The sequence below is a fragment of the Arsenophonus nasoniae DSM 15247 genome, from assembly GCF_000429565.1.
Classification (GTDB): domain Bacteria; phylum Pseudomonadota; class Gammaproteobacteria; order Enterobacterales; family Enterobacteriaceae; genus Arsenophonus; species Arsenophonus nasoniae.
Genome location: NZ_AUCC01000005.1, coordinates 67180 through 87895, shown reverse-complemented (window position 1 = coordinate 87895; position 20716 = coordinate 67180). Strand labels below are relative to the sequence as shown.

Genomic DNA, 20716 nt, shown 5'->3' with positions numbered 1-20716 from the left:
AAACGCTGCCTTTACTGTTTCCTGATATACCTTGTTCACCTGTTTCAGCTGAAACAAATGACAGTCTACCCTCGGTAATAAAGCGAATTTCGTCAGCCGTATTAAGACCTTCATAAAACCAGGCTGTAGACGTATCGGAAGGGAGTAGCATCACAATAGTCTGATTCTGTTTTCTACACTGCTCAGCCGCTTTTTTCACCCAAGGCATAATCTTGCTGTAGGGCGCATTACAGAAGATAGCACCGTTGCTATTCCAGTCGCATGTCAGTGCGTCTTGCTGTTCAGTTAAAAACGCTTTGCATAGCGCGTTGTTTTTATCGGCGGCAGCATCCAGTTTAAAATTAAATTCAGCATCAAGTGCTCGAAATACTTCAATAGGCGTACGCCAGCGGTCTTTGAATGGTTTCGGTGTATGACTGATTAGCATATTTAAACCACTGTGAGATTTTTGTATAATGGAAAATTCCAGACTTAGTTAATCATGTGGCGTGGGTTGTTTACTTCGGCTTTCTTCCAGTTTGACAGCCACATCCCAGCGTTTTTTATCTGTATTGAGTCTGTTTTGAGTCTTTGTTGAATAATAGGGAGTCATGCCATTTTGCCATATTATTTTTGGTAGAAAATGTTTGTACAGCTTAAGTGTGCCATTTTCTTACGCGACCTAACTACATGATTTTATCTTGCCATGATCAGCGATTTCACTCGAGGAGGAGCATAAAATTTATTTATTCAACAAAGCCCAAATCCGCATGTATCTACAATTTATTTTTAATCAAAAACCGAGGTGCATATCGGTCAAGAGATTCATAATTATCTTTAAAATTATGAATATCCCACGTATCTTTTATATTCCACGTCCAGCCTCCTTTTATATATAGAGATGACAATCCCTTACCTAAGTAACCACTTATTTTATTGGTAATTGTAAGAGCAATGGGCCTACCGTTTTTATCAAAAAACATTTGACCAGCATATATTGTTTCTTTATCGTCTTTAAAGTAATTAGTCCATGTATCATTGTATCCGTATTTCTTTGCATCATCGCTAGTTACACCTACGGAGAAAGAGCCGTCTTCAAATATAAAACCATAGGGTTTAGATGATGCATTTTTTCCTATCTCCGATAAACCGTAATCATAAATACCGGTACCTAATATAGTTTTCCATGCTGAAGAATGATACCATTCTTTCCATGATTTATATTTTTTATTATAAAACCCACTTCCATTTTCTACACGACTCACCGCTAATTCAGCAATAATTAAATTATATTTTTTTAAGTGCCAGTATTCCAACGATAGGTCATTTTCAAATATAATTTTGACTTTTTTATGGCAGAGATAGTTTGCGGCTTTTGCTCCACGAAAAAATGTTGATCCTGTAAAATCATCGTCAGAATCACCATGCTCAAATCTGCAAGCTGCGGTAGATACTGACGAATCATTAGAACTTTCTGATAAAGAAGAAAAATCTGATGAAGCTCCGACATTTTCACTAATAGATATTAATCGCTCTAGTAATTCATTTTCTCTTCTTGGATGCCTATCTATACTTTCAAGTAAAGAGCGAAAGTTACGCGCCCTAATTGCTTGAAGACGCTCAGGAGAATTATAACTTCTAAATTGAGGAATATGCCAATTTAAGTCAATAGCGACTCTTTGCGTAAGTATTTCTGTAGGTCCTAATCTATCCTCATTACTTTCAGGATCTGAAGCACCTGTAAGATGATGGATAAGTTCATGAATTAATGAAGATTGCCAATGATTATAATCACGAGACGTATAGCTTGGAGCAGGACTGATATTTACGTAAGGATGTTCATTTGCATCTTCACCAGCCTCACCATGTATGATTATTGGCATGTTTTCAGCGTTAGATTCTTCAATCTCTTGGATGCTAATACTACGCAATCTTCTATCTTCTGAATTTTCACTTAGCTCATAAACATTCCTGTAATTAATAAATCCTAATTGCTCGTTGTCTTCCCTAATACTAAAGTCTATTATGCGTTGAAACGCTTGAGACATTAATAATGCTTCTCGAATTGTATCTTCAATGGCATAAGCAGTATGTCTGTCTAACAAATTATGATAACTACGAGATACGGCAGTACGTAATTCTATTGTCAATCTTGTTAACACATCATCAGAAAGTGAAAATTCATGATCATTACCACAAACGTAGCTCGCATAGGCATCCTCATTTCTATTTTTCATTTTTTAATCTCATAAGATTGTTTTGTTTAATTTCAGCATCTGCAGTGCGTTAAAACTGCTATTTTTACTCTTGGTGGATCATTTTTGTATTGATAGCGACAACAATTATTTGTAAGCATTTTAAAGTTGCTTAGCTATATCGATTTATGCAGCCATGCGTGAACGGTAACTGCTCCACGTGAACGTCAACGTGCAACCGCCACCGTCGTTCATACGATCGATAACGCGCTCTCCGATAAATCCGGCCAGTTCGTTCAATGCCAGATTGCTGATGATTATCGTTGGCTTCATGCTCTCGTAGCGCGTGTTAATGACCTCGAATAAGATCATTTTTTCCGCCTCGCTACCAAACTGAACGCCTACCTCGTCGATGATGAGCAAGTCCGGTTGCGTATATCGCTTGATAACCTCAGCTTCTGAACATTCTGCGTTTTTGCTCCAGGTTGATTTAAATTCGCGGGCAATTCGTAAAACTGTCGTGAATAGCGCTGAACTTTGATGTTCGTTGATAACGTGTTTCGCAATCGACAGTGCCAGATGATTCTTGCCTGTACCGGGCTTGCCACACATCACCAAGCCGCCACCCCGCTTAAGACGTTCAGGCCAATGGGTGGCATAGGCATTGCAGAATTTTAAGCAACGTGCCGCATCAGGATTCACTGGCTCGTAGTTATTCAGGGTGACATCGGCAAAGCGTTCCGGCAGGTTCAGGTTATCCATGAGCGTTTTAATTTTTGAGCGCTTGCGGTGTTTTTCCTGCTCTGCTGCGGCTTGCTCCAACTGGGTTAATTTTTCGGTCAGGCAAGCAGGGCATTCGGTTTTTGTCTCAATCCCCTTGCCGTACAGTGCCATCCTGCGGCAACGTTGTTTGAATAAGCCGTGCCTGTCACAGATGGCCTCCTTCTCCTCGTAAACCGTGTGCTCTAGTGGCTTGGGTGGCGCGTTCAGGTCTGCCAGTTTTTGACGCACGGTAGTAATTTCTGCGCTGTAGTTCATAGCCCCTCCCTTGCTAGACAGTCCCTCGCCCAATCAGGTAGCGGCGGTTCCCCATAGTCCTTGTCAGCAAAGCTATCTGCGACAGAGTGAGGTTTCGTCTGCTGAGTTCTTCCGGGTTGATTAGGTTCGAAGAGTCCTTGCCAACCGTTGGCGATACTGACGTTGATAATCTCTTCCGGCTGATGTCCTTTATCGCGGCACTTGCCTAGCAGCTTGATAGCCTGAGTCACCGTCATCTGGGATTTAATCGGCTTGTTGATTTCCCTGCGGTACTGCACCCAGGAATCCCAGGTTGGTTTTGGTAGCCAAGTGGGAAGTTCTACCGAGCTTGGGTCAAACGGTTTTGATTTTGCCAAAGAAGGGGGTTGGGGTAGTTTATGTTTTAATATCTTTCTTTCCTGTTTTTCCTTTCTTTGGTGTTTAGCTGACTTGGCTAAACTCTCATTAGCCGATTTAGCTAAACTCATATTAGCCATTTCAGCTAATGTGTAGCTGTTTTGGCAACCTTTAGCCAACTTGGTAATGTTTAGCTGATTTGGCTCATTTTTGTTAGCCGTTTTAGCTAATGTTTCATCATCATTAGCTGTTTCGGCTAAACCTTGCTGATTTGGCTTATTTTTATTAGCTGATTCAGCTAAACCTTTATTAAAACGCCAATCATGATAATTTTGATTTATAGCCACCTCATTTCTGAGTTTTAATATCATATTCATATCTTCAAGTTCTTTTCTAACCTTACAGACATGCGTATGATGAATACCCGTCATTTTTCCTAACTGTGTATTAGTGATACGATCGGATTTTTTATTCCAGCCAAGAGTAAGTCTGTGTATTGCATCAAATATTTTGTATTGCCTCAATGTAATTGGCGCAAGTAGTAGCGCTTCCTTGAGTTCATTATTCCACTGAGTAAATCCAATATCATTTCCAGTCATGAGAAACGCCTGTTCCTCATCTTTTGATTTAAAATAGGCATAGGTAACGTTAGTCATGACAAGGCTCCTTTAAATTATTTTCTTTAAATAAATAGGCGTTTGATAAGCTATTTTTCAATTCCCATTTATCGATTTCATGCAAAATGACATCAATGTCTTTGCACAGATAATCCAGAATTTCAGGGAGCCACGGAATAGGCTTAAATTCAGCTTCTCCAGCTTCAAGATACTTATAAATGCTAGCAGCGACTTCTCTTGCTCTAATCAGTCTGCTATGACTTTCGTAAGTGATTTCTAGCTTTATTTTTTCCTGTTGGGCACTGGAGATATCAACAATTCTCATGTTAATTTTCCTCCATGCCAGTGTGCACTGGTTGACGACCAGCCCAGATTAGGCGGCTGTCTTTGAACAAGCTGATGAAGATACGGCGATCTTGGCGTGTAAACGACACTTTGCCGTAAGGGGTAGTGGAGTATTCTGGAATGATCCAGTAGGTATCAATAAACTCAGGGCGAGTTTGGGTTGTAGCAACCATAGTGGTAGCCTCTCGTATAAGGTTTTGCAACCTCACCAACCCGATCTCAAACGGGGTGGCGAGACGTAATGGGGTTGAGATACCGGCATACGAGAAACCAGCGAGCGCGAAGGCTCCCCCGTTACATCCCGCCATTATGGGGCGTAACGCTGATTTCGGACGTAAAAAAACCGCACTTTAGAGCGGCCTATCTTGTCCGCCCGTATATTCGGGATCTCAAACCCGACACCCGTTTTCTTAAGGTGCTAGGTCTAAATATAACAGATTGACGGGAGTGTGCAAGTTTAAATATCCGCAAGTGGAGTATTGTTGACAATTAACCTACCTCCGCATTTTGGACAGTAGGTCATGTCGTTTTCTTTCGGCCCATCATCCATGAACTGCCATTGAAGCCCACAACTTGACACCCAGAAGTAATCCTCGGCGTCTTCTGACCATTTGCATTCTCTGTGCTCTTTATCAAAAAGAGCCAGTGAAAAATAAGCAAGTAATTGCGCGTCGGACTGCGGAATGATAGTTTGCTGATAAGCATAATCATTTAATACACCTACTTCTTGCATTTGATGAATAGACTGAATTATTTTTGCTAGGTTATTCATGATTTATCCAAAAAAAACATCATCACCGGGATATTCTGACTGATATTGTTGATGGTAGGTTGCTGGGGCGTTCTTGCGTTCGTCTTTATCCTGTAGTCTGGCAAACTTTTTATCGATTATTTCAGGAGGTAAACCTTTTAATTTCTCTTCTAATGTCTGACGAGTTTGCGCAACAAAAGACAAGAGAATATCGAAACTGTAAGTATTTTGTCCGTTCGTTTTTGTCTTTAGTGTTTTTTGCAAGACAAGACCAATACGCTTATTGGTAAGCTCTGGGGCTATATGAGTATGGGCATTAATCATTTTCGTCGTTAATTGTCCTACGTCAGCACAACCCATAATGGCGTGGATCATGTTAATACCATATTGATTTGGCGAGCCGTCTTTTTTCTTGCAGTAGACGTTGAGGTAGTTTGCTTTTTTGCCATCATCCGCCTCAACCGAAAATTCAATCGATTCAGCGCCGCTGCTGCTGGTGACATATTTTGCTTCCTGAATCGTAACAACATAAGCGCCCGATTCCGTAATAAATCCGCTTTTACCCGCAGCCAACGCAGATTCTGCATTGTAAGTGAACGTAATGTTATTCATCATGGGTTACTCCCCTCAGTGGAATTGATGATGCTTAATCTTCACCAGAACCTCTTTTTGGCTGTTCTGTTTCCAGTGCAATAAAGCTATTTCTAATAGCATGGGTGAGATACTTCGCCCTGTTACTGGCAATATCGCCTCTTGAATCTATTTCTTTTTTTAATGTATACACTAAAACTTCACGTGCAGCTTCTTGTGACTGTTCACTTAATTCTTCAAATTTCATTTTAGAATCCCTGTTATCTCATCAATAAAATTAAGAAAATCTTTCCGCCTCTTGCGAAGTTGATTGATTTCTTCTTGATAGTTTCTCCTCTCCAAATGGCAAACAATCAGCTGTTTGTCTTCTGGAAAGTCGCTGCAATAGCTGACAAAATCGACCCAATCACGTCCTGTACAATCAAGGTGGCCTATAAGCTGCCATTTGTAGGCTGGGTCAAAAGATTCACGTTGCAAAGTGGCATAATGCACGGGTGCGGTAACGGACTTAATTTCAATAACACCGTCATTTCCAACTAATCCGTCTGGACTATCGCCATACTCACCGCAATCAAAAAATCCGCCGTTAGTTACGTCAATAAAATTTGTTTCTTCGTATAACCTTCTGGCGATTGGCTCCTGTTCGTGTCCGCGTAACATATGCTCATTAGTGAAACTAAATTCTGATTTTTGCCCTGTAATAATTTCCAGGGCAATTTGTAACGCATATCGCTTGGCGGGTTCGCCGAAAGTTTTTCCCTGGTTGGCCATAAAACAGCTAAACTGTGATGCTGTCACCTTTCCTAAACGAAGTGCATCCCACACTTCCGTATTTTGCTGCACATCATGCCATTGCATTAGCGCACTCCTGCTTGAGGCGTTCCTGGTCTTCCTGCGACATCTCAACATGTGCTAATACTTTTTCTAGCGATCCAGTATTAAGATAACTTTGTTTGGCTCTTTCCCATGACTCTACCTGGCTTGGTGTTAATATTTTTTTCTTGGTGATAGCGGGATAAATTCTTAATCCATCAACATATTCTTGGCGATTTTTTACCCGTTCAACGCAAATCATGACTTTTACATTTTGCCAATCTTCAAGAAACGGCGAGCCCGTTATTTGTCTAACCATTTTGCTATTGGTTGCATTGAGAATCATCGGCTTAACTGTATCACCGGGTCTAATTTCTTTCTCTTTAAAATAAGCCGTGTTAAAAACGTCTTTTGTTCTTCTGGTCTTATCCGCTTCAAATAAAACCTCAGAAATGGTTAATACTGTCGGCTCAACAATATCGGCGCTGCTCAAATAAGGTGAATCGAACGCCTTTCTATAATGAGTTTTTTCAGTCATTAAGCAGGCACCTCATAATAGGAATCTTGACACTTCTTCGCATAAAGAATTTTGGCGAGTTGTTGACCTAGGTCATAGAGTGCATTATTGAAACTAGGGGTAGTTTGGATTGCGAGAAGAGACTCATCATAATTATCTTCGTAAATAAAGATTTGCTTTGATAAGACGTGAGCAAGATACCCGTCACTTAACGATTCATAAATGCGTTCGCCTTCTTTATCGCAGGCCTCGCGTTGTTCCTGTGTGAAGTTTTTGATTATTCGTAAAATGTTGTTCTCGGTTGCCAGATCCATTACGTCTCCTTCTGCGAGGATAACGGTTCTTCACCGTATAAAGATAAGTTTTTGTTAGACAGCGGTTGTCGATACTGTCTGCGGTGTGTCTGTCTAATTGATTTTTAAATGCAACAAGCAGGTTCACAACGTCATTTTCTTGTGTATGATGTTCGCTCCATACACTATCAATGATTTCTTCGGTGGAGCGTTTTTTGAGTAAATTTAATCTTATTGTGCGTATTCTACACTGATCTCTATAGTGCATTTGCCTACGTTCACGGCAACGTTGTCGAGCATTCATGGATAAATGTCTCCCTCTATAAGAAGATTTATGCTAAGCACGAAAAGTACTTACTACAAATCCACCTATTGGTTATTTGGGGTTTGTGTACACCTGTATCGGCATACTCCGGCTGGAAAGTCCCTACGATAGTAGGCTCAACTCCGCTTCGCATAAACAACCTACGAAGCTATCAGCAAATTACAGGCGCAATTTCCCTGCCATCCGTTTCACAGACTTTTTTTGCTGATACCAAAATGTTAAGGAACTTTCACAGCCGGAAAACTTGCTGTAGAGGGCCACAGCCCTTTCGTACAATTACTTCTTAAACCACTTAATCCAAGCGTCTCGTTCTTCTGCGGGACGGTTAAAGTAGGCTTCTCGGACTATGCGATTGAATTCAGGGAGGTATATCCACGTTTCGCTTACCCGTGAATTAGGTTTGTTCGGGTCTTGAAAATCCACCACAGGTAATTTTTCTCGTTTAATCATCACTCTAACGGCTTCATCTGTCTTACCGATCAACTCGGCAAACTTTTCTATCGTTACCGCGTCAACGGGATATTGCCCTGTGTAGTCACTCTTAATCATTCGTGCCTCATGTGTTTTAGACCCTTCTAGACCGCTGTAGACCGTTCCTGACCTTTTAAACATCAAAAATAGAGCTTTAATCTGTTATGCTTAACACTGGGTGCATTTGCCGCTATTTTTCCGGTTTTAGGTGGATTTGACGGCATTTGTGTTTTTTTACACCTAATTAAGTATATAAATCGGAACCTATAATTATGAGTATAGAATACAAATCGGAACCTCGTCAAATGTTAATTTCTGAAAAACTTAAAGCTATCCGTAAAGCAGAAAGACTGAGTCAAGCAGAACTATGTAAGATTATCGGGATATCGATAAGTACATTGAAAAAACTAGAAGGGAATCATAATGAACCAGGGTGGACGACTCTTCAAATAATTACAAAACATCCTAGATTTGAAAAATATACCCTCTGGTTAATGACTGATAAAGTAGCTCCAGAATCCGGCCAAATCGAGCCGGCTTTCTCTCTCGATGGCTTAAACATTTCGAAGAAGAAGGGTCAAAAAAAATCTTCCCATCCGGAGGCCAATGGTTGCTAGATTTACATGATTATTGGATGATCGCAGAAACAATAGTAATGTAACCAATGGTACGTTAGTAGTTTCTGGGAGTTCTTACTGAAAGTTATTGGGTGCTGAAAGGAAAAATAGGATATACTATAAAAATCAATAAGTTATTATTTATATTAAGATTAACCTATAACCTAGAGGCAAGCTAGCTTCTTGCCTCATAGTTTATCTAGTTCATTATCTGAAAGGCCGGTATAGCGCTTAATATTTTTACGTTCTACACCATCGGCTAAAAGCTGCTTTACTAGCTCCTTATTTGCATCCTGCCAGTTTCACATTTAAATTCAACAGTAATTTTTTTCACTCATTACCGGCACCTATAAAAATTATGAGGTAAGCATATCTCTTCAACTTAGGTGGCCTAATTGACCAGGCCACTACATTTTAACTAGGGAAAGTTGTGTGTCAATTTTGTGACAGTGCTTTGGCACATCAACGAGTACATAAGGATAAATTTTTGTAACTTATAGGATAAAAAAACAAATAACCATTTGATATAAAAACAAAAATAAAAAAAACAATGCTGCATGGCATGCAAGAGGTCAGCGGTTCGATCCCGCTTAGCTCCACCAAATTTGAATTCCAGCCAAATATGTTTAAACGATCTTAAAATCCCATTGCTTACTATAAACGCTTTAGTGGTTTAACTAAATTGTCTAACCCTTCTACCTTAACGGTTAATGTCATTTCCATTAAATAACCTAATCTCCCTTGAGGAAATTCACCTTTACGCGCAAACCAAAGTAAATATTCTTCTGGTAAGTCGATCAAAACCCGTCCTTTGTATTTACCGAATGGGATAACAGTATTAGCAATATCGATCAGATCCTGTTTCTGCATGCAGCATTCCAATATATTCATTGATTGAACCAAACGCGACATTCTTTAATAAAGAACGTCGCTTGGTAAAATACGCAGTTAAATTATCACAAAACTAAGCCCGTTATCGCTGCAGATAAGAAACTTACTAGCGTGGAACCATATAATAATCTTAAGCCAAAACTAGAAACAACATTTCCCTGCTTTTCATCGAGACCTTTGATTGCGCCGGCAACAATTCCTATTGATGAAAAGTTAGCAAAAGAGACTAAAAAGACCGACAAAATGCCCACTGAACGAGGGGATAACTCAGCAGCAACTTGTTTTAAATATCCCATCGCCACAAATTCATTAGACACTAATTTGGTGGCCATAATACTCCCTACTTTAAGTGCATCTTCAGCAGGAATACCCAAGATCCATGCTAATGGATAAAACACATAGCCCAAACAATCCTGAAAACTTATTCCTATCACTGCACTGAAAATGGCATTAATTCCGGCAATAATGGCAATAAAACCAATCAGCATGGCTGCGACTATTAAAGCAACTTTAAAACCGGCCAGAATATATTCGCCTAACATTTCAAAAAAACTTTGTCCATCATGCAGATGACTGACTTAAATATCCTCTTCTTCTTTAACTGAATAAGGATTAATTAACGAGAGGATAATGAATGTACTAAACATATTCAGGATGAGTGCTGCAACAACATACTTAGGATCAAGCATTCCCATATAAGCGCCAACAATCGCCATAGACACCGTCGACATGGCCGTTGCTGCCATCGTATACATACGACGTGGTGATATTTGACTCAATATATCTTTATATGCAATAAAGTTTTCTGACTGACCAAGAATCAATGAACTGACCGCATTAAAAGATTCCAACTTTCCCATACCATTAACTTTAGCCAGTAACGTGCCTATTATTTTAATAATAAAAGGTAGCACTTTGATATGTTGCAAGATGCCAATTAACGCTGAAACAAAAATAATTGGACACAATACGCGTAGAAAGAAGGTCGCGAGATTTGCATCCATCATGCCACCAAATACAAAATCGGTTCCTGCCGCCGCATAAACTAATAAATAGTCAAAAAATTTAGCAAATCTAGCAACAAATCCCTGTCCAATATCCGAATTTAGGAAGAACCAAGCCAATAGTAACTCAATAATTAATAGTTGCAAAACGTAGCGAATGCGAATACTAGCCCGATCGCTACTGGTTAAAATCGATAACCCACCAATCAGAATAATGGATAAAAGAAAGTGAAAAACTGTAGACATAAATATTTCCAAATCGGTTTTTAATTTAACAAATAGTTATATTATTTTATGTAATAGAAAATAATCGGGTGTGATTTTAATCACTAAAAATAGCATTAAATGAGTAAGTTAATGATTTAACTTGCAGATAGCTAATTGATAATGAATAAAAGCATTGCAAAATTAAAGCAGCCAATATACTGCGAATTACTACGCCAAAAAGCGATAAAATATTAATGATCTTCGAGTAATGCGATTAATTCATCCTCATTGATAATTTTTATTCCTAACTCATTGGCCTTGGTCAATTTAGAACCAGCGGCCTCACCAGCAATCACTAGATCGGTTTTTTTCGAAACACTGCCCGTGACTTTTGCGCCAAGTAATATTAATTTATCTTTTAGCTCATCACGCGTTAAACGATTTAATGTGCCGGTTAAAACTATCGTTTTGCCAGTAAATGGACTATCCGTTTTTTTAGCCGGCATTCTTGGCCAGCTAATACCAATTTCGTTCACTAATTGATTAACAACATCCCGGTTATGCTGTTCGTGAAAAAAATTGACAATATGCTTCGCCACTATCTCGCCAACATCTTGGACCTTTTTGAGCGACTCTATATCAGCAGCCATAAGAGAAGTTAACGTGGTATAATGTGCCGCCAAATTGCTTGCCGTTGCTTCCCCAACCTCCCGAATACCCAACGCATAAATAAAGCGGGCTAATGTGGTTTGTTTGGATTTATCAAGCGCATTAATTAAGTTTTGTGCCGACTTTGGCCCCATACGCTCTAATCTGGCTAAAATATCCAGATTTAGACGGTAAAGATCAGCCGCTGTTGTTACATACTCTTTAGCAACTAATTGATCAATAATCTTATCACCCATTCCATCAATATCCATTGCTCGGCGCGAAACAAAGTGCTTTAAGGCGCCTTTACGTTGGGCCGCACAAATTAACCCGCCAGTACAACGGATCACCGCCTCACCTTCAATACGCTCAATGGCTGAACCACAAACCGGACAGTGAATAGGGAACCGAATTTCTCGGCTATCAATAGGACGACGATCAGTAAGTACATTAACAATCTGTGGGATCACATCACCTGCTCGACGAATAACGACGGTATCCCCAATGCGTACGCCTAATCGTTCTATCTCATCAGCATTGTGCAATGTTGCATTACTTACGATAACGCCTGCAACTAGAACTGGCGCTAATCGAGCAACCGGCGTAATAGCACCGGTACGTCCTACTTGAAATTCAACATCATGTAATAAAGTGATCTGTTCTTGAGCAGGAAATTTAAATGCCGTCGCCCATCGTGGAGCGCGAGCAACAAAACCGAGCTCTTCTTGCAGCTGCAATGGATCCACTTTAATAACAACACCATCAATATCAAAACCTAAGCCTAAACGTGCATGCTCAATTTGGTGATAATAGGCTAAAACTTGTTGGCTATTTTGGCAAAGCGCTATCTTATCACTAACGGGTAATCCCCATTTTTTAAACTGCATTAGACATTGATAGTGGCTAGCAGGCAATTGACCACCCGCCAGTAAGCCAAAACCATAACAAAAAAAGGCTAATGGTCTTTTGGCAGTAATACGGGGATCTAGCTGACGCAATGAGCCTGCCGCAGCATTACGTGGATTGGCAAAAATTTTACCATCATTACGCCGAGCTTCTTCATTCAGTTTTTCAAACCCCCGATGAGTCATAAAAACTTCACCGCGAATTTCAATCCGCTCAGGAATATTATCGCCGGTTAAACGCAGCGGAATTGCTCGAATAGTACGAATATTAGCCGTAATATTTTCGCCGGTTGTACCATCACCCCGCGTAGCTGCTTGTACCAGTTCACCCTGTTCATATAACAAGCTGACCGCTAAACCATCTAATTTAAGCTCACAACAAAATGTCAACTGGCTATTATTTTTTAAACGATCATGCACTCGTTTATCAAAAGCTAAATAACTCTCTTCATCAAAAACGTTATCTAATGACAGCATCGGTATTTCATGGCGTACCTGCTCAAAAGCCGTCAATGGCGCAGCACCAACTCGTTGTGTTGGCGAATCAGCCGTGATCCATTCTGGATGCTCAGCCTCTAATTTTTTCAATTCTTGCATCAACCGATCATATTCTGCATCAGGTATTTCTGGGGTATCTAATACATGATAAAGATATTCATGATGCCGTAATTGCTGTTTAAGCCGCGCAAGATAATTTTGTTGTTCTTTCATTATTCACCATACAACTAAAGACAAAACCCCCGTTATCACGGGGGTCAATTACTAATCAAGCTATGATTTAAGTTAATGCATTTCTAATTCGGCTATGATATACCTCGATCATTTGGGGAGTCAGCATTTTGCGATCCTCATCAAGCACAACACCACCAACATCAGCCGCAATACGTTGTGCTGCTTGCAACATCAACTTGAAGTTTTGTGCTGAATCACCGTAGGAGGGTACCATCATAAATATAGAAACACCGGGCGTGGTGAAATCAGACATGGCCTCTGGCTCAAAAGAACCGGGTTTGACCATATTGGCTAAGCTAAATAAAATCTGCCCAGAACCAGAAGGATCAACATGACGATGAAATATCTGTTTTTCACCAAACTGAAAACCGGATTGAAAAATACTTTGTAACAACAGATCACCACCTAAAACTTGACCTTGCAGTGCCGCAACATGTAAAACAACCACAATATCTTTTTTATTAGCTTCAGGGGCTAAGTTACTGTGTTGTTTTCCTCCATCAGGATGTTCAACTTCACCAACCACCTGTTGGTTGCCCTCTACTGCGTTTGCTACGAAAGGTCCTTTTATTTCTTCACTACTCATTGAATTTGGCGCAGGCTGCGAAATTTCCAGTTCAAGCTGTTTAGTTTGAACACTTTTTTCTTGCTTAGCACCAGATCCAATTACGACGTCAGTATCAGCTAAATGTGGATCATCATTAGGTGTTTTAACGACCTTAGATGATTCAGATTTTTGGGAAGCAAATTGTTCATTTGCCTCCTGACGTGTCAATTTAGATGCTGATTGTTGTGCCTCCACTGTTTTATCGCCAAGCGATGGCGAGCTTACACTCTCAGCTGTATCCTGAGTAGGTTGCTTACGGCGCTTCATAGGGCGATCTTTAAATAGCTTCGAACGCTCTTTACGACTTGTCCAAAAGCCATGTAACAGTAAAGCTATTATAGCTATCGCACCAACGACCACTAATATTAGACGCAAATCCTGCATCGCTCTATCTCTGTTGTTTGAAAATAATCGCCACCATGGCGCTATCATTATATTAAGAGTATTTGCCAATAACGTTAAGTGCAACCCTCTACATAATTTTCTTACAAAAAGTTAGATATTTATTCTTTTTTTGCTGTTTTTTTAGCCAAAAAAATACTAGCCAGCTAAAAATCCTATCTATATGATACAAGATCAAACCTAAAGGAGAAAATATGAAGTATGATTAATTCAATAAAATCACTAAAAACTGCGAACGGTTTCTATTATTTTGCTCAAGGATGGCAGCTAGTTACTCGCCCTAGTATAAGACGTTTCGTTATTTTACCTCTATTAGCAAATATTATTCTACTTGGTAGTGCCTTTTGGTGGCTTTATAGTAAATTAGGCGGCTGGATCCAAACGTTACTCTCTTATGTTCCCAGTTGGATGCAGTGGTTGAGTTATCTAATATGGCCTATTGCGGTGATCTCGATTTTGCTTATATTTGGCTACTTCTTTAGCACCATCGCCAATTTTATTGCTTCTCCTTTTAATGGCTGGTTAGCAGAAAAATTGGAAGCGGAATTAACGGGAACACCGGCACCTGATACCAGTTTTGCGGTACTTATTGCAGACATACCGCGAATCTTAGCACGGGAAGTAACCAAATTATGCTACTATCTTATTCGCGTTATTCCGTTGCTTATCCTGTTTTTTATTCCCGGTATTGCGCAGACAGTCGCTCCGATTTTATGGTTTTTATTTGGTGCTTGGATGATGGCAATTCAATACTGTGATTATCCTTTTGATAATCATAAAGTAAAATTTGATCAAATGAAGTTGGCACTTGCCAAGAATCGAACAACCAGTATCCAGTTTGGTGCATTAGTCAATTTGTTGACCATGATCCCAATTATTAATTTGGTTATCATGCCTGTTGCAATCTGTGGTGCAACAGCAATGTGGGTTGATCTTTACCGTCTGCGACATAGCAGCTATTAACTCAAACGCTGAAGTTAGCTAAAATTTCTTACCCTGACTTCAGCTATTTTCAGATGGCAACAATAATCATAAAAATGATGATTGGCTATTTGATGCTAATAACCACAATCAGCTAAAAAATTGCGCTTAATTTGCTGAAAGATAATCATTAACGACCATTCAATATTCCGTTATAACAGTTAGTAAAATTCATCAAAGTGCGATAACTACCTATCCAATAGAACAATAGTATAAATTTTTATTTCCAAAATAATTCGCTTAGCGTATGGTGATTAGTACTATATTTAGCCATGTTTATCGCTTCTGAAAAATACTAAGGACGATCGATGAGTAACATCTATGAAGATAACTCGCTAACTATTGGTCATACTCCATTAGTTCGTTTGAAACACTTTGGTAACGGAAATTTGTTAGCAAAAATCGAATCACGTAATCCGAGTTTTAGCGTAAAATGCCGCATTGGGGCAAATATGATTTGGGATGCAGAAAAAAAAGGCCTGTTAACCCCAAAACTATCCAAATTAGCAACCAATAAAACGTTAATTGAGCCGACCAGTGGCAATACCGGGATTGCCCTGGCTTACGTAGCCGCTGCACGCGGATATAAGCTTACCTTGACTATGCCTGAAACAATGAGTCTTGAGCGACGTAAATTATTAAAAGCGCTTGGTGCTAATCTAGTCTTAACTGAAGGCGCTAAAGGCATGAAGGGAGCTATTGAAAAAGCAATCGAAATTGTTGCCGGTGCGCCCGATCAATACCTTCTTTTTCAACAATTTAATAATCCAGCCAATCCTGAAATTCATCAAAAAACAACCGGACCTGAAATTTGGCAAGATACTGACGGTGAAATCGCCGCTGTCGTCGCTGGAGTGGGCACCGGTGGTACAATTACTGGCATTGGCCGTTATCTAAAAAAAACAGCAGGCGGTGAAGCCATTAAAATGATTGCTGTCGAGCCCGCCGCATCACCAGTAATAAGTCAGACATTAGCGGGTAAAGAAATAAAACCTGGTCCACATAAAATCCAAGGTATAGGCGCTGGTTTTATCCCTGATAATCTTGATCTTTCGCTTATTGATGATGTATTTGCTATTAGCGATGACGAAGCGATACAAACCGCTCGTCTAATTATGCAGAAAGAAGGTATTTTAGCCGGTATATCATCCGGCGCAGCGGTTGCTGCAGCGGTAAAATTAGCCGCAAAACCAGAATTTCAAAATAAGAATATAGTGGTTATTTTACCTTCTTCCGGTGAACGTTATTTAAGTACCGATTTATTTTCTGCTGCCAAACCGAGCTAATGACTTTTTTTGAGCACAATTAGCTAAAAAAGCACTTTAAAAGTGCTTTTTTTGTGTCATAGATCAAAGTTTAGTGTGTATTAAGATGATTTCTTGAAACGAGTTTAGTATTTAAGTCATTAATTATTTCGACAATCGAAATTAATCAAAAAATGAGCAGTGAAAAATTTAACAACAGGACATAAACTAGGCAAATTATCATGCCTGGCTATAATGTCGATATAGATAAAATTTATGATTGATAATCGAATGAAAACATTTTTCTTTTATTATCACTGAAAAGTAATACGCAAATCCAAATTATTTCAGCTAAAATATTTTGGATTTACTAATAAAAAATATTAAGTTTGTTGAGGGAAACAATATGTTCCAACAAGAAGTCACCATCACAGCACCTAATGGTCTTCACACTCGCCCGGCGGCTCAATTTGTCAAAGAGGCAAAAAGTTTTTCTTCTGAAATTACGCTTACTTATAACGGCAAATCGGCAAGCGCAAAAAGTCTATTTAAACTGCAAACACTCGGCCTGACTCAGGGAACTGTTGTCACTATTTCTGCCGAAGGTGAAGATGAGCAGAAAGCAGTAGAACATCTAGTTAAGCTGATGGCTGAATTGGAGTAATGACATACGGGCAATATAGCATTTATCTTCTATTTTTTATCCCTGGATACCTTTATCCAGGGATATCTATTTAACCGTAAGTATTAAAGCCATAGTCCTATGAGCTAACTATTTTTCGCCCATTGGTAGTAAGGTAACATTTATGATTTTAGGAATTTCAGTATCACTAGGTATCGCCTTCGGCAAGGCATTAATTCTTAAAGAAGCGCCAATTGTTGTCAATCAAAAGAAAATTTCTGATGAGCAAATTGACAGTGAAATTAACCGCTTTATTGCTGGACGCGAAAAAGCAATAGAACAATTAAAAACGATAAAAAAAACCGCAGAAAAAAATCTTGGTGAAGAAAAAGCGGAAATATTTGAAGGTCATATAATGCTGCTTGAAGATGAAGAACTTGAGCAGGAAATTCTTTCTTTCATAAAAAAAGAGCACAAAACTGCAGATGCAGCAACCCAAAAAGTGATTGAAGAACAGGCCACAGCCTTAGAAGAACTGGATGACGAATACCTCAAAGAGCGTGCCGCTGACGTCAGAGATATTGGTAAACGCCTACTAAAAAATATTCTAGAATTGCCTATTGTTGATCTTGGTTCAATTACAGAAGAAGTCATTTTAGTTGCAGCCGATCTTACCCCCTCTGAAACAGCACAATTAAACTTGCAGAAAGTGCTTGGTTTTATTACCGATTTAGGCGGACGCACTTCTCATACTTCAATTATGGCCAGATCGCTGGAAATTCCGGCTATTGTTGGCACCAGCAATGCAACCAAGCACATCCAACAAAATGATTATATTATTTTAGATGCTATCAATAATCATATTTATCAAAATCCATCTGATAGTGAAATTGACAAGCTTAAACAAATTAAAGAAGAATATTTACGTGAAAAAAGCGAGCTCGCAAAATTAAAAGATTTGCCAGCAATAACTTTAGATGGTCATCAAGTTGAAGTTTGCGCCAATATTGGTACTGTACGTGATGTAGAAGGCGCTGAGCGTAATGGCGCTGAAGGTGTAGGCCTATATCGTACTGAATTTCTGTTTATGGATCGCAATAATTTACCTAGCGAAGAAGAACAATTTCAGGCTTATAAAGCGGTCGCAGAAGCCATGGATCCACAAGCTATTATTATTCGTACCATGGATATTGGTGGGGATAAAGACCTTCCCTATATGAACCTACCGAAAGAAGAGAATCCTTTTCTTGGCTGGCGAGCAATTCGTATTTCTCTTGATCGCAAAGAAATCCTTCATGCTCAATTACGTGCTATTTTAAGAGCTTCTGCTTTCGGTAAACTACGCATTATGTTTCCTATGGTTATTTCTGTGGAAGAAATTCGTACCTTGAAAGAAGAATTAGCAATACTTAAAAAGCAGTTAAGCGAGGAAAAGCACGCTTTCGATCAATCGATTGAAGTAGGAATAATGATTGAAACACCAGCGGCTGCGGTTATTGCTCATCATTTAGCAAAAGAAGTTGATTTTTTCAGTATTGGAACCAATGATCTAACACAGTATACCTTAGCCGTGGATCGCGGAAATGATCTGATTTCTCATCTTTATAATCCAATGTCTCCTTCGGTGTTAAAACTTATTAAACAAGTTATTGATGCTTCTCATTCAGAAGGCAAATGGACAGGTATGTGTGGTGAGCTTGCTGGTGATGAACGTGCTACACTATTATTACTTGGTATGGGATTAGATGAGTTTAGTATGAGTGCAATCTCAATCCCAAGTATTAAAAAAATTATTCGAAATGCAAATTTCAAAGATGCAAAAACATTAGCAGAACAAGCTCTTAATCAACCGACAGCGAAGGAATTGATGGATTTGGTTGAAACATTTATTAAAGAAAAAACACTTTGCTAAAATCATCAACCAACTCTTGACCCCATAAGAAAACAATTAATTAGGAGAAGATCCATGGGTCTGTTTGACAAACTCAAATCACTGGTTTCAGATGATAAAAATAGCACTGGTAATATTGATATTATTGCCCCAATTTCAGGTGAAATTGTTAATATAGAAGATGTTCCAGATGTTGTTTTTGCCGAGAAAATTGTTGGTGATGGTATTGCTATCAAGCCTACTGGTAACAAAATTGTGGCTCCAGTTGATGGGACGATTGGTAAAATATTTGAAACCAACCATGCATTTTCTATTGAGTCAGATAATGGTATTGAGTTATTTGTCCATTTTGGTATTGATACAGTTGAGTTAAAGGGCGAAGGATTCACTCGCCTAGCAGAGGAAGGACAAAAAGTACAAAAAGGTGATTTAGTACTTGAACTTGATCTTCCTCTATTAGAAGAAAAAGCAAAATCGACATTAACACCTGTGGTCATTTCTAATATGGATGAAATAAAAGAGCTAACTAAACTAACTGGCTCTGTCGTGGTAGGTGAAACCGTTATTATGCAGATCAAAAAATAAACTATAATTCTTCCCTTCATTAATTATTTATGAAGGGAATTTCTTTTCTATTTCACTACTTAGTAACAAGAACGGTTTCCTATAAGCAACAATTTGTCTTTAATGTTATTTAATTCAATTAAATAACCCGGTGGAAAGATAGCGATCCCCTCTATCACAAATAATCGTCACAATAACCGCCCCAGGATTTTGTTTAGCGACGCGCAATGCGCCAGCCACTGCGGCCCCTGAACTAACACCACAAAAGATGCCTTCATCTATTGCTAGATTTTTCATCATCTGTTGTGCTTCTATCTGAGTGATATCCAATATTCTATCAACTTGTTCAGCTTTGAATATACTTGGAATATAATCTCGAGACCAGCGCCGAATTCCTGGAATATAGCTATTTTCAGCTGGCTGCAAACCAATAATTTCTATTTTATTTGATTTAGATTTTAAATATTGGCTGACACCAGTAATTGTCCCGGTTGTACCCATGCTTGAAACAAAATGCGTGATCCGCCCCGCTGTTTGGCACCAGATTTCAGGGCCTGTCGTCATAAAATGGGCTAACGGATTATCAAGATTATTAAATTGATCAAGTACCTTTCCTTCAGATCGAGCTTGCATCCGTAATGCAAGATCACGTGCCCCTTCCATTCCTTCCACTTCACTAACCAAAACTATCTCAGCACCATAAGCTCGCATCACTGACTGACGTTCAATACTCATATTTTCTGGCATTAATAATTTTAGTTTATATCCTTTTATGGTGGCTATCATTGCCAATGCAATCCCAGTATTACCACTAGTTGCTTCAATTAAGGTATCACCAGGGGTAATTTGACCGCGCTTTTCTGCTTGCTGGATCATAAATAGGGCAGCTCTATCTTTGACAGAACCGGCAGGATTATTACCCTCTAGTTTTACCCAAATTTCAGCATCCCTATTTTTAGTCAATCTTTTTAGTTTAACTAATGGCGTATTACCAATAAAATTTTCCAAATAATTCACATTATTTACCCAATTATTTTTATTATAAAGAATAAAACAACGCTAATATTATCATACGCAACAAAAATAGCTGATAATCCCTGCGATAAATTTATAATATGCCACTTTGATTA

23 protein-coding genes and 2 pseudogenes are annotated in these 20716 nt (G+C 39.1%); 6 read left to right on the top strand and 19 right to left on the bottom strand.

The genetic code is table 11. From position 1 onward, the window contains the following. The 14 genes and pseudogenes from G468_RS0102435 to G468_RS0102375 all read right to left on the bottom strand — a co-directional run. Nucleotides 1-427, bottom strand: a 427-nt coding sequence (locus G468_RS0102435) for a phage N-6-adenine-methyltransferase (RefSeq protein WP_026821749.1), incomplete at its 3' end; no start/stop codon positions are given. A gap of 328 nt (nt 428-755) precedes the next feature. Continuing rightward, entirely contained in the window at nt 756-2216 is a 1461-nt protein-coding gene (locus tag G468_RS22230) for a M85 family metallopeptidase (RefSeq protein ID WP_051296919.1), read from the bottom strand. Nucleotides 2217-2360: 144 nt separating this feature from the next. Next, nucleotides 2361-3212, bottom strand: a complete 852-nt coding sequence (locus G468_RS0102425) for an ATP-binding protein (RefSeq protein ID WP_026821748.1) — start codon at nt 3210-3212, stop codon at nt 2361-2363. Further along, nucleotides 3209-4204 (bottom strand): replication protein, encoded by a 996-nt coding sequence (locus tag G468_RS19510; protein WP_051296918.1) that lies wholly within the window; start codon nt 4202-4204, stop codon nt 3209-3211. The genes G468_RS0102425 and G468_RS19510 overlap by 4 nt, the downstream gene beginning before the upstream one ends. Then, entirely contained in the window at nt 4197-4490 is a 294-nt protein-coding gene (locus tag G468_RS19505) for a hypothetical protein (RefSeq protein ID WP_034249197.1), read from the bottom strand. Before G468_RS19505 ends, G468_RS19510 begins: the two co-directional genes overlap by 8 nt. Before the next feature lies 1 nt (nt 4491). Beyond that, nucleotides 4492-4683 (bottom strand): hypothetical protein, encoded by a 192-nt coding sequence (locus G468_RS0102410; protein WP_026821747.1) that lies wholly within the window; start codon nt 4681-4683, stop codon nt 4492-4494. Between the two features lie 284 nt (nt 4684-4967). After that, nucleotides 4968-5282, bottom strand: a complete 315-nt coding sequence (locus G468_RS0102405) for a hypothetical protein (protein WP_026821746.1) — start codon at nt 5280-5282, stop codon at nt 4968-4970. Nucleotides 5283-5285: 3 nt separating this feature from the next. Next, complete coding sequence (locus G468_RS0102400) at nt 5286-5876, bottom strand: DUF669 domain-containing protein (protein ID WP_246067237.1); 591 nt, start codon at nt 5874-5876, stop codon at nt 5286-5288. Between the two features lie 31 nt (nt 5877-5907). Continuing rightward, nucleotides 5908-6099 (bottom strand): hypothetical protein, encoded by a 192-nt coding sequence (locus G468_RS0102395; RefSeq protein ID WP_026821744.1) that lies wholly within the window; start codon nt 6097-6099, stop codon nt 5908-5910. Beyond that, nucleotides 6096-6710 carry a YqaJ viral recombinase family protein gene (locus tag G468_RS0102390; protein ID WP_026821743.1) on the bottom strand — a complete coding sequence of 205 codons (615 nt, stop codon included), beginning with the start codon at nt 6708-6710 and terminating at the stop codon, nt 6096-6098. Before G468_RS0102390 ends, G468_RS0102395 begins: the two co-directional genes overlap by 4 nt. Continuing rightward, complete coding sequence (locus G468_RS25240; RefSeq protein WP_406929295.1) at nt 6697-7011, bottom strand: hypothetical protein; 315 nt, start codon at nt 7009-7011, stop codon at nt 6697-6699. The genes G468_RS0102390 and G468_RS25240 overlap by 14 nt, the downstream gene beginning before the upstream one ends. After that, nucleotides 7008-7203 (bottom strand): annotated as a pseudogene (locus G468_RS25235) (hypothetical protein). Before G468_RS25235 ends, G468_RS25240 begins: the two are co-directional and overlap by 4 nt. Next, the gene (locus G468_RS23615; protein ID WP_026821741.1) at nt 7203-7496 is read right to left on the bottom strand and encodes a hypothetical protein; all 294 of its coding nucleotides are present in this window, start codon (nt 7494-7496) and stop codon (nt 7203-7205) included. The pseudogene G468_RS25235 and the gene G468_RS23615 overlap by 1 nt, the downstream one beginning before the upstream one ends. A 580-nt stretch (nt 7497-8076) precedes the next feature. Further along, nucleotides 8077-8349, bottom strand: coding sequence for a Cox family DNA-binding protein (locus tag G468_RS0102375; protein WP_026821740.1), 273 nt, complete (start codon nt 8347-8349; stop codon nt 8077-8079). A gap of 227 nt (nt 8350-8576) precedes the next feature. Here G468_RS0102375 and G468_RS0102370 point away from each other — a divergent pair, with 227 nt between their 5' ends. Then, complete coding sequence (locus tag G468_RS0102370) at nt 8577-8888, top strand: helix-turn-helix domain-containing protein (RefSeq protein ID WP_026821739.1); 312 nt, start codon at nt 8577-8579, stop codon at nt 8886-8888. Between the two features lie 654 nt (nt 8889-9542). On the opposite strand, the gene G468_RS0102365 is transcribed toward G468_RS0102370, so the two are convergent. From G468_RS0102365 to zipA, 4 genes and pseudogenes are all read right to left on the bottom strand, one after another. Further along, nucleotides 9543-9758, bottom strand: coding sequence for a DUF3820 family protein (locus G468_RS0102365; protein ID WP_026821738.1), 216 nt, complete (start codon nt 9756-9758; stop codon nt 9543-9545). Nucleotides 9759-9844: 86 nt separating this feature from the next. Beyond that, nucleotides 9845-11029 (bottom strand): annotated as a pseudogene (locus tag G468_RS19500) (NupC/NupG family nucleoside CNT transporter). A gap of 212 nt (nt 11030-11241) precedes the next feature. Further along, nucleotides 11242-13254, bottom strand: coding sequence for an NAD-dependent DNA ligase LigA (ligA, locus tag G468_RS19495; RefSeq protein WP_034249196.1), 2013 nt, complete (start codon nt 13252-13254; stop codon nt 11242-11244). 67 nt (nt 13255-13321) lie between these two features. Next, complete coding sequence (zipA, locus tag G468_RS0102345; protein ID WP_026821737.1) at nt 13322-14266, bottom strand: cell division protein ZipA; 945 nt, start codon at nt 14264-14266, stop codon at nt 13322-13324. 219 nt (nt 14267-14485) lie between these two features. Here zipA and cysZ point away from each other — a divergent pair, with 219 nt between their 5' ends. From cysZ to crr, 5 genes are all read left to right on the top strand, one after another. Then, the gene (cysZ, locus tag G468_RS0102340; protein ID WP_026821736.1) at nt 14486-15247 is read left to right on the top strand and encodes a sulfate transporter CysZ; all 762 of its coding nucleotides are present in this window, start codon (nt 14486-14488) and stop codon (nt 15245-15247) included. 326 nt (nt 15248-15573) lie between these two features. Continuing rightward, on the top strand, nt 15574-16551 hold the full coding sequence (gene cysK, locus G468_RS0102335) for a cysteine synthase A (protein WP_026821735.1): 978 nt from the start codon (nt 15574-15576) through the stop codon (nt 16549-16551). Between the two features lie 364 nt (nt 16552-16915). Next, nucleotides 16916-17173, top strand: coding sequence for a phosphocarrier protein Hpr (ptsH, locus tag G468_RS0102330; RefSeq protein WP_026821734.1), 258 nt, complete (start codon nt 16916-16918; stop codon nt 17171-17173). A 142-nt stretch (nt 17174-17315) separates the two neighbouring features. Next, entirely contained in the window at nt 17316-19043 is a 1728-nt protein-coding gene (ptsI, locus tag G468_RS0102325; RefSeq protein WP_026821733.1) for a phosphoenolpyruvate-protein phosphotransferase PtsI, read from the top strand. Nucleotides 19044-19097: 54 nt separating this feature from the next. Then, complete coding sequence (gene crr / locus G468_RS0102320) at nt 19098-19607, top strand: PTS glucose transporter subunit IIA (RefSeq protein ID WP_026821732.1); 510 nt, start codon at nt 19098-19100, stop codon at nt 19605-19607. A 114-nt stretch (nt 19608-19721) separates the two neighbouring features. Here crr and cysM read toward each other — a convergent pair whose 3' ends face one another. Beyond that, nucleotides 19722-20603, bottom strand: a complete 882-nt coding sequence (gene cysM, locus G468_RS0102315) for a cysteine synthase CysM (RefSeq protein WP_026821731.1) — start codon at nt 20601-20603, stop codon at nt 19722-19724. Nucleotides 20604-20716: the final 113 nt, after the last annotated feature.

What these genes read in the sequence shown, in the direction of transcription:
- G468_RS0102365 (WP_026821738.1), bottom strand. Translation starts at nt 9,758, where the DNA reads ATGCAGAAACAGGATCTGATCGATATTGCTAATACTGTTATCCCATTC.
- ligA (WP_034249196.1), bottom strand. Translation starts at nt 13,254, where the DNA reads ATGAAAGAACAACAAAATTATCTTGCGCGGCTTAAACAGCAATTACGG.
- G468_RS23615 (WP_026821741.1), bottom strand. Translation starts at nt 7,496, where the DNA reads ATGGATCTGGCAACCGAGAACAACATTTTACGAATAATCAAAAACTTC.
- G468_RS0102375 (WP_026821740.1), bottom strand. Translation starts at nt 8,349, where the DNA reads ATGATTAAGAGTGACTACACAGGGCAATATCCCGTTGACGCGGTAACG.
- G468_RS0102390 (WP_026821743.1), bottom strand. Translation starts at nt 6,710, where the DNA reads ATGCAATGGCATGATGTGCAGCAAAATACGGAAGTGTGGGATGCACTT.
- G468_RS25240 (WP_406929295.1), bottom strand. Translation starts at nt 7,011, where the DNA reads ATGATTCTCAATGCAACCAATAGCAAAATGGTTAGACAAATAACGGGC.
- cysZ (WP_026821736.1), top strand. Translation starts at nt 14,486, where the DNA reads ATGATTAATTCAATAAAATCACTAAAAACTGCGAACGGTTTCTATTAT.
- crr (WP_026821732.1), top strand. Translation starts at nt 19,098, where the DNA reads ATGGGTCTGTTTGACAAACTCAAATCACTGGTTTCAGATGATAAAAAT.
- G468_RS19505 (WP_034249197.1), bottom strand. Translation starts at nt 4,490, where the DNA reads ATGAGAATTGTTGATATCTCCAGTGCCCAACAGGAAAAAATAAAGCTA.
- G468_RS0102405 (WP_026821746.1), bottom strand. Translation starts at nt 5,282, where the DNA reads ATGAATAACCTAGCAAAAATAATTCAGTCTATTCATCAAATGCAAGAA.
- G468_RS22230 (WP_051296919.1), bottom strand. Translation starts at nt 2,216, where the DNA reads ATGAAAAATAGAAATGAGGATGCCTATGCGAGCTACGTTTGTGGTAAT.
- G468_RS0102425 (WP_026821748.1), bottom strand. Translation starts at nt 3,212, where the DNA reads ATGAACTACAGCGCAGAAATTACTACCGTGCGTCAAAAACTGGCAGAC.
- G468_RS0102370 (WP_026821739.1), top strand. Translation starts at nt 8,577, where the DNA reads ATGTTAATTTCTGAAAAACTTAAAGCTATCCGTAAAGCAGAAAGACTG.
- G468_RS0102410 (WP_026821747.1), bottom strand. Translation starts at nt 4,683, where the DNA reads ATGGTTGCTACAACCCAAACTCGCCCTGAGTTTATTGATACCTACTGG.
- ptsI (WP_026821733.1), top strand. Translation starts at nt 17,316, where the DNA reads ATGATTTTAGGAATTTCAGTATCACTAGGTATCGCCTTCGGCAAGGCA.
- G468_RS19510 (WP_051296918.1), bottom strand. Translation starts at nt 4,204, where the DNA reads ATGACTAACGTTACCTATGCCTATTTTAAATCAAAAGATGAGGAACAG.
- G468_RS0102400 (WP_246067237.1), bottom strand. Translation starts at nt 5,876, where the DNA reads ATGATGAATAACATTACGTTCACTTACAATGCAGAATCTGCGTTGGCT.
- zipA (WP_026821737.1), bottom strand. Translation starts at nt 14,266, where the DNA reads ATGCAGGATTTGCGTCTAATATTAGTGGTCGTTGGTGCGATAGCTATA.
- cysK (WP_026821735.1), top strand. Translation starts at nt 15,574, where the DNA reads ATGAGTAACATCTATGAAGATAACTCGCTAACTATTGGTCATACTCCA.
- G468_RS0102395 (WP_026821744.1), bottom strand. Translation starts at nt 6,099, where the DNA reads ATGAAATTTGAAGAATTAAGTGAACAGTCACAAGAAGCTGCACGTGAA.
- ptsH (WP_026821734.1), top strand. Translation starts at nt 16,916, where the DNA reads ATGTTCCAACAAGAAGTCACCATCACAGCACCTAATGGTCTTCACACT.